Raw genomic sequence first — 16,015 nt, 5'->3', positions numbered from 1 at the left:
CACAATAACAGAGGAGAAGTTCCAATGGACCGCGTTTTCCAACGGATTCCATACATTTTATTTCTGACCATTATCATCTCGCTTTCCGGCTGTATGACCCATCAGCACCGGGAAAACGAAACCGCGGTTAGCGCCAAATCAACATGGCTAATGCTGCCACTGATTAATTACTCCCAAACCCCAATGGCAGGAGAGCGGGGAGAAGCCATCCTGGAAACTCGATTGCATGCTAATGGGGTAAATAAACTAACCATCTATCCTACTGAAATACCTGACGATGGTCTCCCCCTGCTTAATGAACGACTCCGCTATGAAAATGCACTGACCTGGGCCAGGCAGCAGCAGGCTGAATATGCCATTACCGGTACCATCGAAGAATGGCGCTATAAAAGTGGCCTGGATGGGGAACCAGCCGTTGGCCTCTCCCTAAAAATTCTCAAATTGCCCGAAGAACAAGTGATCTGGAGCGGCAGTGCAGCCCGGGCGGGTTGGTCACGGGAAAGCCTGGCCGCAACAGCACAAGTGGTGATCAACGAGTTAATCAGTGAAATCAGGTTTAACTAATGGGCACAATTACTCTAAAAAATAGCCATAAACGTGCTTCATGGATAGCAAGAACCCTAAAAAACTTCAGGGAAGGCATTGCCTGGCTGGAAACTCCTGCCATCACACTGGTAGCATTTGCCATTGCCTGGCTAGTTAATTCACAAGATCCACTCACGCTGACCAGTAGCTTCCCCTGGATAATTCTTGCCCCATTGCTGGTCGGGCTTCGTTACGGCTTTGCCTGGGCGGCAGTCTCCACAATCCTGCTAGTGGTATCTGGCTGGCTAAATGCCCAATGGCTGGAAATACAGTGGAGAACTCCTGTTGCCTGGTTTCTTGGAACACTGGCTGTCAGCACTATTGCGGGTGAGTTCAGGGATCAATGGCAACAGAAACTAATTCGATTCCAGCAGGTCAGCCGCTATAGAAAAGCCAGAATGAACGAATTCACCCGCTCATACCAACTACTTAAACGCTCCCATGCTTTACTGGAACAGGAAGTAGCCTTAAGTGGTTACAGTTTATATGGTGCCGTGGCTGATATCAGCAACCAGTTAATCAGCCACTCCAGTGAACAACCCGCACTTAATTCCTGTGCCACCGACCTAATGCGCTTGCTCGGTCACTACGGCGAGATACAGGCTGGTGCTCTGCTCCATGTGCAAAATGGCAAGGTGAATACCAAACAACCACTGGCTTCTATTGGTGAGATGCCAGAAGTTAAAGCCAAAGACTTATTAATAAAAAGGACTCTGTTAAAACAGGAGGCATCATGCATAAAACCAGAGCCATTCGACCAAAACAAGGCACTCAACAAAACCCAGCTGCTTGCTTGTGTACCTTTGATAGACAGTCATGATAACTACCATGCCTTGCTTGCTATAAGGCTTATGCCCTTTACCTGCCTGAATGAAAACCATATTAGCCAGCTTGCTGTTCTGTGTGGGCATATAGCGGATTTACTCTATATGACCAAGCTAACTCATGAAATTCCCCATCACGAGCCCAAAATCCGGGCATTCCATACTCATCTAGAGCGCTGTTGGAAAGATGCTATTGAATACAATATCCAGGCTGGGCTGATAGCAATCAAAATTGGTAATTTTGGCGTAGCTCCGGCATTGATTGACTCTATCACTATTCATAAACGGGCTCTGGATCAAGTGCTGACCTTAAGAGCCAGAGACAGTGAACACTGGATAGCACTCATCCTGATGCCTCTTTCTGAGCAGGATGATACCCATACTTATCTTGAGAAATTTCCCGCTTTCCTAAAGAAGCACCACAAGGTTGATATGACGAAAGCAGAGGTTAACTTAAGCCACTTTATAGTAAACAGCGATAGCCAAAATTCGCTTGAAATGGCTCGTTTCTTAAATAACAATGGATATCCTCTTTCAGCAACCTTTACTGAACAAATAGAGTCATCAAACCCTCTGCAAGAAAAAGGAATAGATAGTGTTAGCCTGGTTGATGGCAATATTCGCACTGGTACCTGAAACAGCCAGCTTGCTATTTCTTGGCATGGAGAACACAACTGCCGCCTTGCTGTACTGGTTAGGTTTTCATGCCCTGGCCTGTATTTGGCTGCTGGCTGTATCAATAAAACTGGTGCCCACAAAATTTAACCATAATAAATTAAAGGAACGGCTATTTTTTGTGCTGATACCATTGCTGATTCCAGTGGTGGGTATGATCGGTGCATTGCTGGCGGTCATTCCTGCTCTGCACTACCCCAGAAAAAAACAGAAACAACACTTTATTGATGCCCGTAAACCATTGCTTCCCTATAAATCAGCAGACCTGGAGGGAAGGGAGCGCCTGCGCCCTGGAGCTCTTAGCAATTTACTGCGTTCGTCTGGCTCTATGGAAGAGCGGGTTAAAGCGGTTCTGGCTACCCGCTATTTCCATGATCCCAAAGCCATTCAGATACTAAGAGAAGCATTAAAAGACACAGCTGATGATGTCAGGCTCCTGGCGTACTCGATTCTTGACCAGAAAGAGACCGAATTAAGGGAGGCCATTCAAAAAGTACTCCAGCAAACCGAAGCGATGCCTGAAAAAAAAATACCACCTCTTATTCTTAAAGAGTTGGCATGGCTCCACTGGGAACTGGTTCGAATGGATCTGGTTCAGGGAGGCATGGTAGCAGAACTTGAAAAACAGGCAGTAAACTACGCAGAGCGCGTGTTAGAGTCAAAGCCTGATACTGATATGTTACTGCTCAAAGGCAATATCTTAATGAAACAACATCAGCTTGAGGAGGCCAAAGCCTGTTTCCTTGAGGCTGTTGATTCCGGTCTGTCACAATCATCAGTTGACATTCAGTTATTGGAAATTGCCTACCTGTCCCGGGATTTCAATGAAGTCACGGCAATAGCCAGTGAATTAAAACGACAGAAATGCCACGCAACCAGACAGGCCAGAGCCATCAAGCACTGGAGCCAAACAGAAAAAACTGAGCTTCCAGAACTATCACCGAATGCTCTCTAAAATTTTTTTCACCACAGAGGACACGGAGATTTGTTGTTTGAGAGTTATAAAAACTCTGTGCCTCCGTGGTGAAAAAAATACATCTGTGATCAAAAAAGTAACAAGCCCGCTTTTATGTAATGAAAGGGGGTTTGCGACAGGATCTCCAGGAGCCTGTTGATAGAAGCAAGAAATTAAAGAAATTTATGGACAAACAGGCCCAAATCACACTTTTACTGGAAGGCACTTACCCGTATGTACGGGGCGGTGTCTCAAGCTGGGTACATCAGATTATCCAAGGCATGCCAGAATTCAGTTTCGCCGTTATTTTTATCGGGAGCTGCCCTGAAGACTATGGCAAGATGCTCTACGAATTCCCAGACAATGTCGTTCACTTTGAATGCCACTATCTTCAGGCATCCTGGCAAATGAAGCCGCCAGCCAGAGTTGCAGAAAACAAAGAAGCTTACGCGAAATCCCGCAAGCTTCATGACCTGTTTCAGGTTCCCAAAGCCAAGCTGCCAAACAAGCTGGTAGCCGATGTGCTGAGTAGTTTGGGAGAAAAAAAGGGGATAACCCATGAGAACTTTCTTTATAGCCGCTGCTCATGGGACAATATTTCACGGGCATATGAACGCTACAGTCAGGACCCTTCTTTTCTGAATTACTTTTGGACTGTCAGATCAATGCATGCACCGCTGTTTATGCTGACCGAGGTAGCCCGTACGGTACCCCTGACACCGGTTATTCACAGCATCTCAACGGGCTATGCGGGGCTGTTAGGTGCCATGATCAAAAACCGCAGCCCAAACAGTTACTACCTGTTGAGTGAGCATGGCATTTATTCCAAAGAGCGCAAAATCGACCTGGCTCAGGCCAGTTGGATCAGTGATGGCGAACTGGCCCATGCCGAAGGCGTGATTATGGAGAACGGTTTTTTGCGGGATATGTGGATTCGCTTTTTTGAAGTACTGAGCCAGCTAACCTACCAAGCCACTGATAAAATCTTTTCTCTTTACGAAGGCAATCAGTTACGCCAGATAAACGACGGTGCTGACTTCAGTAAAACCGCTGTAATTGCCAACGGTATCAGTCTCGAACGTTACAAGGATGCCCTGTCCAAGCGACCACCCGGTATTCCTATGGTCATTGGCTTGATTGGCCGGGTTGTGCCTATTAAGGATATAAAAACCTTTATTCGAACCATTCACCGGGTCAGGGATGATATTCCAGAAATTGAGGGCTGGATTATTGGACCAGAAGAGGAAGATCCGGAATATGCCAGCGAATGCCACCAGTTAACCGAAACCCTTGGCCTGAAAGATACCGTAAAATTTCTGGGATTTCAGAATGTGCCTGAAATTCTTCCAAAGCTGGGCCTTATGGCACTGACCTCCATCAGTGAGGCTCAGCCACTTGTTATCCTGGAAGCCTATGCTGCCGGGGTGCCTTGTGTCTGTACCGATGTGGGGAGTTGTCGCGAAATGGTCGAAGGTGGCCAGGAACCAGGAGACCGTGAACTCGGCCCATCCGGTGCCATTGTCAATATGGCAGACCCGGAGTCAGCCGCCCGGGAGTGTGTTCGCCTGCTGGGCAATAGTGAACTCTGGCACCAACAACAGCAGGCAGCGATTCAGCGGGTAAAGCAGTTTTATACCGAAGAGAAAATGTTCCAACGTTACCGGGATCTCTATCGAGACTCCCTGGCTATAGCAGAGGAGGCACAGGAATGGCCGGCATAGGCTTTGAGCTTCGCAAAATTCTGGAACGAAACAACTACACGTCAACCCTGCAAGCCTATTTTTATGCAGGCATTATCAGTTCCGGCCCCTGGGTACTTTCCATTGTCAGCATGTTGCTGGTTGGCATTATCAGTATCAAGCGTTTCAGTGATACCCAGGAACTCAGTTATTTCCTGGTAACAGTCACTTATTTGATGGCAGGTTCGCTGGTAATGACAGGCGGGACACAACTATTGCTAACACGCTTTATTGCTGATCGGATGTACGAAAAACGGAATGATCTGATCCTTCCTAATACCATGGGAGCACTGGCACTGACAGCCGTTATCGCCGCTTTGGCAGCAGGGCCAGCCGTCTGCCTGCTATTTCCTGATAAAAACCTGTACTTCAGACTGCTAACCTTTACCGCCTTTGTCATACTCAACTGTCTCTGGCTTGCCGTTATCTTTTTATCCGGCCTAAAAGCCTATAACCGCATCTTGCTGACTATGGCGATTGGATACACAACAGTTGTTATACTTTCTGCCCTTTTAAGTAATTATCAAGCCGAAGGGTTAATGCTGGCATTTGTTGTTGGCCATGCACTTATCCTTTTTGCCTTTATGAATGAAATATTCAGGGCTTTTCCCGGAGATAAGTTACTGAGTTTTGACTTTCTTAAACGCTGCAATATTCATCCGTCACTATTTTTTATTGGCCTGGCTTTTTATCTGGGTATCTGGTCCGACAAGTTTATATTCTGGTTCAATCCCATTACTTCAGAAGCCACAGCAGGTTATCTGCGTTCTTCAGTCATTTATGATATTCCGATCTTTCTGGCTTATCTGACCATTATTCCGGGAATGGCCGTTTTCCTGGTACGCTTTGAAACGGACTTTGCCGAAAACTACAGCCGTTTTTATGATGCTATTAGAGAGCATCAGCCACTGAAAACCATCCAGTATAACAAGCAATTGATGGTTGACTCTGTCCGCCAGGGCATTCTTGAAATCCTAAAAATCCAGTCACTCACTGTAATCCTGCTATTTGTCTGGACCAGGGAGTTACTGAGCTGGCTAGGTATTTCCTATTACTACGAGACACTTTTGCAGGTTGATATGGTGGGCGTCGGCATCCAGGTCATTATGTTGGCGGTAATGAATGTACTGTTTTATCTGGACAGGCGTAAGGAAGCCTTGCAATTAAGTCTTGTGTTTTTAGGTTCCAATACCCTATTCACCCTGGCTTCTCAAAAGACAAATCCGGCGTTTTTTGGTTATGGATTTGTAATTGCAGTGACCCTGACAACCATTATTGGCCTATTAATGATTAGCCGTATTCTGCGAGATCTGGAATATGAAACATTTATGCTGAGAAACTAAGAGGGTAGCGATTATGTTGTATCAGATAGTCTTCTCCTGAAACCTGAGTTCGACGTAACAACTATCAAGCCACTTCATACCTTTGTCAGTACAGCACTACCCCACCCCTAATCAGCTTGGCAGCTATGCTATATAAAATCAGTTGCTTATGTCGAACTCAGGTCAAGCGGAAATTCCTTTCCGGAAGCTCTACCCCTCAAGGCGGAAGCGATTTTCATTTTTCCATAAAGAATTGATTTTGAGTGCCGATTTATCTTTCCAGTTTGGTGGCGAAAGATGGCAGAGGCATTCATCCAATGAAGAAAGGCAAGATTCTGGTTGTGGGGGATGAGCCTGAGCAAAATCAGCGTTTAAGTGAGCAGCTGCGTGCAACCCATCACCATGTGGAACAAATGGCATCGGCTGAAAGGGCATTAAGAGTCCTTCGGCAGGGCATGGTTGACCTGATTATTGCTGACTTTAGCCACTCACCGGATGCCAACCTTGGTTTTCTCGAAAAACTTCGCCTGTTAAAAACCCCGCCTCCCGTTATTATTGCCTCCGAGCAGCCGGATGTGGAAGAAGCGGTTGCCGCTATAAAAGCCGGTGCTTCCGATTATCTATCCCACTCTACCGGTGCCGAAAAAATTCAGGAGATTGTGGCCACAACGCTGCAACCTGATCACCACACCCCCGTTTCCCCCGTTGTGGCTTCAAAAGCCAGCCTGAAAACACTGGAAGTGGCTCGTCAGGTAGCCGCCTCCGATGCTTCAGTGTTGATAACAGGTGAGTCCGGAACAGGCAAGGAAGTGCTGGCCCGTTATATTCACGATCAGTCGCCCAGGTCTTCGGGGCCTTTTATTGCCATAAACTGTGCCGCTATCCCCGAAAACCTCATTGAGGCGGAGCTGTTTGGCCATGTTAAAGGTGCCTTTACCGGTGCTACGGTGAGCCAGGCCGGGCGATTTGAACAAGCGGATGGTGGCAGCCTGCTGCTGGATGAAATTGCAGAAATTCCTATTGGCCTGCAAGCCAAGCTTCTAAGGGTGTTGCAGGAAAAGGTGGTGGAACGACTGGGCAGCCGAACCATTATCAGGCTGGACGTCAGGGTGATTGCCGCCACCAACCGTGACTTAAAAGCCCAGGTGCAGCAGGGGCTGTTTCGGGAAGACCTTTATTATCGCCTGAATGTTTTTCCCTTGGCCTGGCCACCCTTGCGAGAACGAAAAGAAGACTTGCTTCCCCTGGCTGGGCACTTTCTGACTATTTATGGACAATCCCGGCCAGGTATCACCCTGACCCCCGAAGCACAGGTTCGGTTGCTTGAGCACCAATGGCCGGGAAATGTTCGGGAACTGGAGAATGTTATTCAGCGGGCTCTGGTCTTATGCCAGGGAGAGGCTATCAGTCCTGGTGACTTGATGCTGGAGTCTGTCAGTGATTTAGAAACCTCCAGTGAGCCTGAGGTGACTCATATAGATGAAGGCATCAGTCTTGATGCCCGGCGGAAGCGTGATGAATTCAAGCATATTATCAATACCCTTCGCGAGTTTGGTGGGCACCGGGGAAAAACGGCAGATTCCCTGGGAGTCACTACCCGTACCCTCAGGAATAAACTGGCAGAAATGAGAAACCATGGAATTGATGTTAACGCCGTGTTGTCTGGCTCAAAGGAATTACCCCATAAAATTCCGGCTACTGAAGGAGACTAAATATGGATGCAGGCAATCTGAATCGAACATCACTGGATACCCAGCCGTTTATTAACCTTGGCAAGGCAACCAAACTAACCCCGGTGGAAGTGGCTGAAGGGGCATCTTCCGGTTTTGGTGATTTATTAAAAAGTGCCCTGAATGCCGTCAATCAAAAACAGCAGGATGCTAATACCTTGCGTACCCAGGTTGAAACGGGAGAAAGCAATGACCTGATGGGAGCAATGCTGGCAGGCCAGAAGGCGGGGCTTGCCTTTCAGGCATTGGTACAGGTGAGAAATAAGGCAGTTGCTGCCTATGAAGAAATTATGAGAATGCAGGTTTAATCCAGTATAGGGTTTCAATGAGTTTGACGTGCAGACTCGTTCCCAGCGAGAAGAGGGTTTGGCGATAACCTCAGAACGCCGGGAACGGGAGGAACCACTGAACACATCAAATGCATTGAGATGATGTACTAGCCAATCGGAGCTCTTATGGCCGAGAAGAAAAAGGCATCGGGTAAAAAAGCACTAACAGCCATACGTAAGGCCGTGGGACAGATTCGTGACTACATCACGGAAAAGCCCGCTCGCCAGGGTATGCTGCTGGTGATGCTTGCCGGTGTGCTGGCAGCAACTATTGTTGCCATTATCTGGAGCCATAATGTCAGCTATCAGCCTCTCTACGGAAACCAGGAAATGTATGACACCTCCAGTATTGTTGAAATACTGGAGAGCAAAGGATTTGCCTATCAGATAAATCCGGAAAGTGGTCAGGTGATGGTGGATGCGGCGAAGCTTCGGGAAGCCCGGATGGAACTCTCGGCGTCGGGCATCAAGGCTAACCTGCCGGACGGGCTTGAGCTTTTGGATAAGGAACAGGGGCTTGGTACCAGCCAGTTTATAGAGGGTGCTCGCTACCGCCGGGGGTTAGAGGGTGAATTGGTCAGAACCATTATCAGCCTTAATGCAGTGAGGAATGCCCGGGTTCATCTGGCCATACCGAAACGATCAGCCTTTGTGAGAAAACAAACCAAACCCTCGGCTTCTGTTTTTATTGATCTCTTTCCAGGCAGTCAGCTGGAGTCAAGGCAGGTGGATGCCATTGTCAACCTGGTGGCCAGCAGTGTGGAGGGTATGGAGAAAAGCGGTGTCTCGGTTATTGACCAAAATGGCAACCTGCTTTCCAGAAACATTAATGTGGGTGATGGCGATATTGCCATGGCCAACAATCAAATCCAGATTATCAAAACCATTGAACAGCAATATATTAACAGGGTCGGGCATTTGCTTGATCCCATTGTTGGCTCCAGTAACTATAGGGTACAGGTTTCGGCGGATGTCAGCTTTGACCGGATAGAGCAAACCGCTGAGCAGTTTGATCCCAGAAATAGAAGTGTAAGAAGTGAAAGGGGGCGTGAGAGAACCGGTATTACCGATATTGCCCAGGGTGTGCCGGGCTCCACCAGTAATCAGCCTCCTGAAACCATCAATCAGAATGCCGGTGAAGATGCAGCCATTAACCCTCTGACCCAGAATGAATACACCCGGAACTATGAGTTAAACAGGACGGTTCGGCACACCTCCTATCAACAGGGACAGTTACAGCGGTTAAGCATTGCTGTTGTTCTGAATAATAGCCCTGACGTGGCAGAAATTACCGGTGAACTCACTCAGGAACGGCTGGATAGCATGACCCGTTTGATTCAGGATGCTGTGGGCTTTTCCACGGTGCGGAATGATCAGGTGAGTATTCATACGGCGCCGTTTATCAGTTTACCTGAACAAACCTTCGATCCGATTCCCTGGTGGCAAGACCCCAATATGCTGTATTACGTGCGCTATGGGGTCGGAGCCATACTGGGGCTGGCCGTTATCATCTTCCTGTTGCGCCCAATCACCACCCAAATGCTGGTGGCTCCGGAATTACCTGCTCCTGTTGAGGAAGAGGAAGAAGAGGATGATGGTAAGCCCAAGAAAGCCGTTCTGGAGCATCCGGAATTGCTGGATGAGTATATGACGCTGAATCCACCGGAATTAAGTGTATTTGAAACGCAGCTTAACCATATCAAGAAGCTGGCAGAGCAGGAGCCTAAGAAAGTTGCTCATGTCTTGAAACAATGGATCTATCAGGAAGAGAACTAAACCATGGCAAAAAAACCTGACCGCTACCGCAATGTTGCAACGCTGTTATTAAGTCTGGGAGAGGAAGCAACAGCGGCTGTTTTTAAACAGTTATCCAGAAGTGAAGTTCATGAGATTAGTCAGTCAATGTCGGCCATGCCAGCCATGAAAAGGCTGGATGTTCAGAATGTTATTAATAATTTTTTCTATGAGTACCGCTATGAAAGTGGTGTAGCCGGTGGAACCCGGAAATATCTGGAGAATGCACTGAAAATAGCACTGGGAGAGAATGATGCCCGGGGCATGCTGGACTCCATCTTTGATGATGAAAATAGCCGTTGCCTGGAGGTGATGAAATGGATGGACCCGAATTCCATTGCCGGCCTGATTATTAATGAACATCCACAGCTACAGGCTGTAGTGCTTTCATACCTGGAGTCGGAACAGGCGGCAGAAGTCTTAAGTCGTCTACCGGAAAAAAATCATAAATCACTGTTGAAGCGAATTGCAGCCCTGGAAGAGTTAAGCCCGGAAATTATCAAGGAACTGAACCTGATTTTTGATGATCCCGGTGGTGAGTTAACAGCCCGGCACAGTACCCAGATTAGTGGCATGAAACAGGTGGCCGGTATTATGAATAGCATGGGTGAACAGAGTGCCAATGATTTGCTGGAGCACTTCAAGGAGCACAATTCCACCATGGCCGTTGAGCTGGAGCAGGAGATGTTTATCTTTGAGCATATTGCCATGCTTGATGAGGAGGCGGTACAGCGACTTCTGCAGGAAGTTCCACAAGAGCTGCTGGCCATGGCCATGAAGGGGGCTCCGGAAAATGTCTTTAACAAGGTGGTTGGAACCATGACCAAGCGGACGGCTAATTACCTGAAGAATAATATGGAAGCCATTGGTGTGGTTCGGGCCAGCCAGGTTAAGGATGCTCGAAAGGAGGTGATGGAAATTGCCCGCAAACTGGCGAAGGATGGGGAGATTACTCGCAGTCTTACAGCTGAGGAAATGGTGGAATAATGAGAAAAGTCACCATTTTCAAGTCAGGTGTTGCTTTTAAGCGTCACCGTTTTCCCAATTACGGTGAGCTGGCAGGTAATCTGTCACCCATTACCAAACTGGACTCCGGGTCTGGAGATAGCCCTAAAGCAATAGAGTTAGGGACTGGGCAGGAAGGGGTTCAAAACAGAACCCATATGGTTAGCCAGGAAATCCTGGAGGCAGCCAGACAGGAAGCCTATGATTCCGGTTATCGCCAGGGGATTGAGGTGGGTACGATGGATGGGATGTCCCAGGGACGTGAACAGGGACAGCGTGATGCTTTGCAGCACGCCTGTTCCGAGGGACATGAAAAGGGATATCGGGAAGGGTTAAGCCAGGGGCAGGAAGAAATCCAGAAAGTGCTGAACAGTTTGAGCCAGAATTTACAGGGCTTTGAACATTTATTTTCCGGACGAAAGCAGGAGCTTTATCACTGGTTGGCAGAAATGGTCAAAGAGGTTTGTCGAAGCGTTATTCGTACCGAACTCAAGCTCCAGCCCGAGGCGATTACAGCCATTGTCCATGAAGCCCTGCAACATCTGCCAGAGAATGCTGAAAAACTGGCAATACATGTCAATCCCAGCGACCTTCTTCATATCAAGCAGTTTCAATCAGGGAGTGGTGAGGGGTGGTCCCTGATAGAGGATATTACTATTGAGCCTGGCGACTGTCGTATAGTCACAGATCAGGTGGAGGCCTCTGCATCTGTTGAAGACCGTCTCTCTGCCTGTATGGATGTGGTTCGGGAGGTATTACCGGAAGAACTGGAAAGGAGTGGTGCGTGACTGACGGAAGCTTGTCCCGATTTAATAGCGTAAAAGAGAGGCTTGGACAGGTTCCTGTTGCAAAGGTCTATGGACGCCTGACCCGGATGAAAGGACTGGTGCTTGAGGCAACCGGCTGCCAACTGTCCACAGGGCAGCGTTGCAGTATTCTTACGGCACGGGGCAGGCAGTTTGAAGCTGAAGTGGTTGGCTTCAATGATGACCGGCACTATCTAATGCCATTGGCCATGCCTGAAGGTGTTGGACCCGGCGACCGGGTTATGCCCCTGGCAGAAGACAGTAGTATACCGGTAGGGGATGAATTGCTGGGCAGAGTCCTGAATGGTTTGGGAGAACCCTTGGATGAGGCCGGTAAAATCAACTGTACGGAAATGATTTCCCTGAACCCGGAACCCATTAATCCACTATCGAGGCAGCCTGTAAAACAAATACTGGATGTGGGGGTCAGGGCCATCAATGGCATGTTGGCTGTGGGTCAGGGGCAGCGCATGGGGCTATTTGCTGGCAGTGGTGTGGGAAAAAGCGTGTTGTTGGGAATGATGACCCGGAATACGGGGGCTGATGTGGTCATTGTGGGGATGATTGGTGAACGGGGACGGGAGGTTCGGGAGTTTATCGAACATACCCTGGGACCTGAGGGATTGAAAAAAGCGATTGTGGTTGCAGCTCCGGCGGATGAATCACCGGTTATGAGACTCAGGGCTGCGCTGGTGTGTCATCGCCTGGCTGAGTACTACCGTGATAGGGGAAAGTCTGTTTTATTGCTGATGGATTCTCTGACCCGTTATGCCCAGGCACAGCGGGAAATTGCCTTATCTGTGGGGGAAGCTCCGGCAACCCGTGGTTATGCGCCTTCTGTCTTTAGTCATATCGCCCGGTTACTGGAACGGGCTGGCAATGGAGCTGCAAACCAGGGGGCTATCACCGCTTTTTATACTGTGCTGGTGGAGGGGGATGATATGCTTGATCCCATTGCAGACTCAGCAAGGTCGGTACTGGATGGACATATTGTATTGACCCGGGAGCTGGCGGATAGTGGCCATTACCCAGCGATTGATATTGAGAAGTCCATCAGTCGGGTGATGCCATTGGTGGTTTCGGAAGAGCATATGAATTGCGTCCATAAACTGAAGGCACTTCACTCCCAATATAATGAAGCCAAAGAGCTAATGGCCATTGGTGCTTATCAGAGAGGGAGTGACCCGGAACTGGATCTGGCTATTGAAGTGTATCCTGCCATTAAAGGCTATCTCCAGCAGGGAGTGTATGAACAAATTGGGCTGGAAGCCTGCCTCAATCAGTTAATGTCAATTTGGGGGCATCTGAAAAAGGCGGCAGTTTCTCCCGATAGGACGGTCACTGCATGAATACTTTAAGGCTGCTGGAAAAGAAGCTTAAGGTTCAACAGCAAATTTACAATAAAGCGTTGAAAGCGGCAGTTAAAGCGTCTGCCCAATTAAAAAGCCATCGGCAGCAACTGGATTACCTGCAACAGATACAAAGTGAGTATAGCCCGGCGGAAGGTCTGACGTTTAACCGCCTGGCTTTGTTAAATCGTCGACACTTTGTTGACTACCTCCAGCAAATGGCCCTGCATCAGCTTCAGCAGGTAGAACAGGATAAGCAGCAATCTGAATTATGTAATCAAAAGGTGTTTGAAGAAAAACAAAAGCTGGATGCATTGGAAAAGAAGGTTTCCCAACAGCAAACGCTCCGGAAAATAGAGGCTGAACGCAAAGAACAGGCTCTGGTTGATGATTTGGTTAATAGTAGGTTTCAGCCAGCTTCAGACTAAATCAGAGCTAAGTCCGACAGGCTGCTAGCTAGAAAACCAGATTTTGATACCCTGCTCAGTCAGCGAAGCTGCTTATAAAATGTGCCTTGCCCAAATTTGCAGCCACCAGAAACTTTTTATAATTTGTTTTTTAATTTAGGACGATAATTTAATAAACCTGTTTTTTTAAATATATAGCATTGTTTTAATTGGCATGCCTCTGGTGTTGTAGTATTCCTTCAATGGTTAAGATGGATCTTGCAAGACAATGGTTAAAATTGTTCAATCTTGTACTTAAATGCAGTATATAAAACTTTTAATGATATTAAAGGTGTCTTCTTTTATTGTTTTTTATTTGATATAGAAGCTCAATGGATTTTATTTAATAAAATATCTTGGGCTATAATCATAAGCCTTGTGAGATGATCTTTTTGTTAGATTTTGTTTGGAAGATAATTATGGCTAAGATAAGTGATTTCTCTGATTGGTTTTGATCGTTTTTTTATTAGGAGAATACTATGAAAGATAATGCTAAACTGATTTTTGTCTATAGTATAAGATTAATACTTTTAGTTTCTTTACAACCTGAAATAAGCTGGGCTGGAGGAGTTAACTCAAAAAAAAGTAGCAGTTCAGTTGTTCCATTCAGACAATCTGCTAGTCACGGACAGACCTTATCTTATGCGGCGCTTGTACACTTACTTGAAAGGGGATGTTGTGTACCCAAAGGAATATATATAGTACTGGATGGTAATAAATTATATCATGAACTTAAATTTAAACCAGAAGAAAGGGAAAGGCTCTCTCAACTAGTAACTCAATCAAAGATGGCGCAAATCTCATTAAATTCACCAAATGAAGGTGATATGACTCCAAAAGGTAGATGCCAGGCTTCTGGAAATTCCTCATTGGCGAAAACAAAAACAGCTATGCAAACTTGCTCTAATCGTAAAGGTAGTGAACAATTAGAACAATGGCTGGAATTTTCTTTTGATAGCGAAAAGTTAGCAAAGCATATTCATAGAGTTTGTAAGAATACAGAACTGCTAAATAGAATAAATACATTTTCACTTAATAGCATAAAAGATGGGGAGGTTGGAGAGGTACTAGAATCTTGTGCGCAGCGAGTCGAACTCTCAAAAGCTATAGCCAATCTTTTTGGCCTTCTACTTTATATAAACGAGAGTAAATTATCCCAGTCACAGAAGGGAGAAGCGGTAAAAGAATTTGCTGGGCGCGTCATGATATTTGGTTATTCAAATATGGATGCACTTAAAGCATTAGAGGCAATGGCAGACCAAAATCTTTTACGCGATGCTAATATTGTCTCGACTGAATACAGGGATAAAATCTTTGCAGTAGTTGTGAATCTACTTGATAAAATTAATGAGCTTTTTAAAACTGAATTAGAGGCGGGTAGTTTTCATGGAGGTGTAGCACAATCCACCTCTCTGCCCGTAACCCCATATACTTCATTCTATTTTCCTGCCCCTAACCCTATTGTTACCCTTGAAGTATGTAAAGACTTTCTCATTCATTACACAAAAATGAATCTATCACTAGGGTTTGCTGGGTTGCGTACGTTTGGTAAGGTCATTGGAGTTGACACTGTATATGATTTTGGCCTTTCAGAGTCCTGCAACTTATACAGTACACTAGCATGTGTTTATATGACTGATTTTATTTATGCTCATTTATATGGCGCTCAGGAAGATAACCCTTACTATGGTTGTATCTTAGAGAGTGAGACAAAGAGTAACCTTAAAGAGAGTTTAACATTTGGAGTGGGAGAAAATGTCGTAAGTTTTACGGTACCTGCTGCCATAGGTGCTCTCGACCTCTTTTTTGATATCGTGGGAAGAGAACAAATAAAACAGATTACACAAGAAGATCCAGCAAAATTTGCTGAACTGATGATTATGCACTTCTCGAAATTTCAAACACTTGTTCATTTTCTACCCGATGCTAAAGACAAATCACCAGAATATGTCAGTAAGATTTCTTCTTGTTATAATTTTCTACAACAACCGCTGATGCAAGCCCTTTATGCTGTATTCTCTATTCAAAGTTCAGAAGAAGAGGGTTCGCATTTACAAAAAACGCCTGAGGATGAACGTCTTTTATATGCGAAAGCAACAATGACGTTCAATAAGCCTAACACTATGCTTTTTTCTGACATAACCCTCCCTACAGAAATGGAGCAAAAAGAGTCAAAGACTTTTCAATACCTTGAGCGGCTATGGGGTAAAGATCATGCGGTCGACCAAGTAAAAAGATTTAATACACTCAGAGGAAAAAATGCAACCTGTAATATTGTTTCTCTTATCCGGTGTTGTTTAGATTTAACGAAATCAGATGACCTTTCTCAATTTCACAGGCTTTGCGCTATCATTATTGGTGACACAATGTAAAGTAACCTCCTCTCTTCTATAAAACAGCCTGAGCAGTACTGGATTCAAGCCTTGATCCAAAGTGAGCGAGGCTCCAAACTGTCA

The 16,015-nt window shown here is 46.3% G+C and carries 13 protein-coding genes; all 13 read left to right on the top strand.

The window, feature by feature from the left end:
* Positions 1–24: 24 nt before the first annotated feature.
* Positions 25–564: a hypothetical protein gene (locus MJ595_RS01830; protein ID WP_263080818.1), complete on the top strand. Its 540-nt coding sequence runs from the start codon at positions 25–27 to the stop codon at positions 562–564.
* Positions 564–2,045: a hypothetical protein gene (locus MJ595_RS01825; protein ID WP_263080817.1), complete on the top strand. Its 1,482-nt coding sequence runs from the start codon at positions 564–566 to the stop codon at positions 2,043–2,045. The genes MJ595_RS01830 and MJ595_RS01825 overlap by 1 nt, the downstream gene beginning before the upstream one ends.
* Positions 2,020–3,039: a hypothetical protein gene (locus MJ595_RS01820; RefSeq protein WP_263080816.1), complete on the top strand. Its 1,020-nt coding sequence runs from the start codon at positions 2,020–2,022 to the stop codon at positions 3,037–3,039. Before MJ595_RS01825 ends, MJ595_RS01820 begins: the two co-directional genes overlap by 26 nt.
* 185 nt (positions 3,040–3,224) lie before the next feature.
* Positions 3,225–4,760, top strand: a complete 1,536-nt coding sequence (pelF, locus tag MJ595_RS01815) for a GT4 family glycosyltransferase PelF (protein ID WP_263080815.1) — start codon at positions 3,225–3,227, stop codon at positions 4,758–4,760.
* Complete coding sequence (pelG, locus tag MJ595_RS01810) at positions 4,748–6,121, top strand: exopolysaccharide Pel transporter PelG (RefSeq protein ID WP_263080814.1); 1,374 nt, start codon at positions 4,748–4,750, stop codon at positions 6,119–6,121. The genes pelF and pelG overlap by 13 nt, the downstream gene beginning before the upstream one ends.
* A gap of 242 nt (positions 6,122–6,363) precedes the next feature.
* Positions 6,364–7,812, top strand: coding sequence for a sigma-54 dependent transcriptional regulator (locus MJ595_RS01805; protein WP_263080813.1), 1,449 nt, complete (start codon positions 6,364–6,366; stop codon positions 7,810–7,812).
* A gap of 2 nt (positions 7,813–7,814) precedes the next feature.
* A complete protein-coding gene (fliE, locus tag MJ595_RS01800) occupies positions 7,815–8,138 on the top strand; it encodes a flagellar hook-basal body complex protein FliE (RefSeq protein ID WP_263080812.1) in 324 nt (107 codons plus the stop codon).
* A gap of 147 nt (positions 8,139–8,285) precedes the next feature.
* Entirely contained in the window at positions 8,286–9,935 is a 1,650-nt protein-coding gene (gene fliF, locus MJ595_RS01795) for a flagellar basal-body MS-ring/collar protein FliF (protein ID WP_263080811.1), read from the top strand.
* A 3-nt stretch (positions 9,936–9,938) separates the two neighbouring features.
* On the top strand, positions 9,939–10,940 hold the full coding sequence (gene fliG, locus MJ595_RS01790; protein ID WP_263080810.1) for a flagellar motor switch protein FliG: 1,002 nt from the start codon (positions 9,939–9,941) through the stop codon (positions 10,938–10,940).
* Complete coding sequence (locus MJ595_RS01785) at positions 10,940–11,746, top strand: FliH/SctL family protein (protein WP_263080809.1); 807 nt, start codon at positions 10,940–10,942, stop codon at positions 11,744–11,746. Before fliG ends, MJ595_RS01785 begins: the two co-directional genes overlap by 1 nt.
* Positions 11,747–11,757: 11 nt before the next feature.
* Complete coding sequence (gene fliI / locus MJ595_RS01780; RefSeq protein ID WP_263322439.1) at positions 11,758–13,113, top strand: flagellar protein export ATPase FliI; 1,356 nt, start codon at positions 11,758–11,760, stop codon at positions 13,111–13,113.
* Positions 13,110–13,541, top strand: coding sequence for a flagellar FliJ family protein (locus tag MJ595_RS01775; protein WP_263080808.1), 432 nt, complete (start codon positions 13,110–13,112; stop codon positions 13,539–13,541). The genes fliI and MJ595_RS01775 overlap by 4 nt, the downstream gene beginning before the upstream one ends.
* A 497-nt stretch (positions 13,542–14,038) precedes the next feature.
* Positions 14,039–15,931: a hypothetical protein gene (locus MJ595_RS01770; protein WP_263080807.1), complete on the top strand. Its 1,893-nt coding sequence runs from the start codon at positions 14,039–14,041 to the stop codon at positions 15,929–15,931.
* Positions 15,932–16,015 lie beyond the last annotated feature (84 nt).

The sequence above is a fragment of the Endozoicomonas sp. Mp262 genome (assembly GCF_025643335.1).
Classification (GTDB): domain Bacteria; phylum Pseudomonadota; class Gammaproteobacteria; order Pseudomonadales; family Endozoicomonadaceae; genus Endonucleibacter.
The sequence above is the reverse complement of the archived record's forward strand: the minus strand, read 5'-3'. Positions and strand labels throughout refer to the sequence as shown.

Bases quoted from the DNA above. Each gene is read 5' to 3' on its own strand.
- fliG (WP_263080810.1), top strand. From the start codon at position 9,939: ATGGCAAAAAAACCTGACCGCTACCGCAATGTTGCAACGCTGTTATTA.
- fliF (WP_263080811.1), top strand. From the start codon at position 8,286: ATGGCCGAGAAGAAAAAGGCATCGGGTAAAAAAGCACTAACAGCCATA.
- pelF (WP_263080815.1), top strand. From the start codon at position 3,225: ATGGACAAACAGGCCCAAATCACACTTTTACTGGAAGGCACTTACCCG.
- MJ595_RS01820 (WP_263080816.1), top strand. From the start codon at position 2,020: ATGGCAATATTCGCACTGGTACCTGAAACAGCCAGCTTGCTATTTCTT.
- fliE (WP_263080812.1), top strand. From the start codon at position 7,815: ATGGATGCAGGCAATCTGAATCGAACATCACTGGATACCCAGCCGTTT.
- MJ595_RS01785 (WP_263080809.1), top strand. From the start codon at position 10,940: ATGAGAAAAGTCACCATTTTCAAGTCAGGTGTTGCTTTTAAGCGTCAC.
- pelG (WP_263080814.1), top strand. From the start codon at position 4,748: ATGGCCGGCATAGGCTTTGAGCTTCGCAAAATTCTGGAACGAAACAAC.
- MJ595_RS01775 (WP_263080808.1), top strand. From the start codon at position 13,110: ATGAATACTTTAAGGCTGCTGGAAAAGAAGCTTAAGGTTCAACAGCAA.
- MJ595_RS01830 (WP_263080818.1), top strand. From the start codon at position 25: ATGGACCGCGTTTTCCAACGGATTCCATACATTTTATTTCTGACCATT.
- MJ595_RS01770 (WP_263080807.1), top strand. From the start codon at position 14,039: ATGAAAGATAATGCTAAACTGATTTTTGTCTATAGTATAAGATTAATA.
- MJ595_RS01825 (WP_263080817.1), top strand. From the start codon at position 564: ATGGGCACAATTACTCTAAAAAATAGCCATAAACGTGCTTCATGGATA.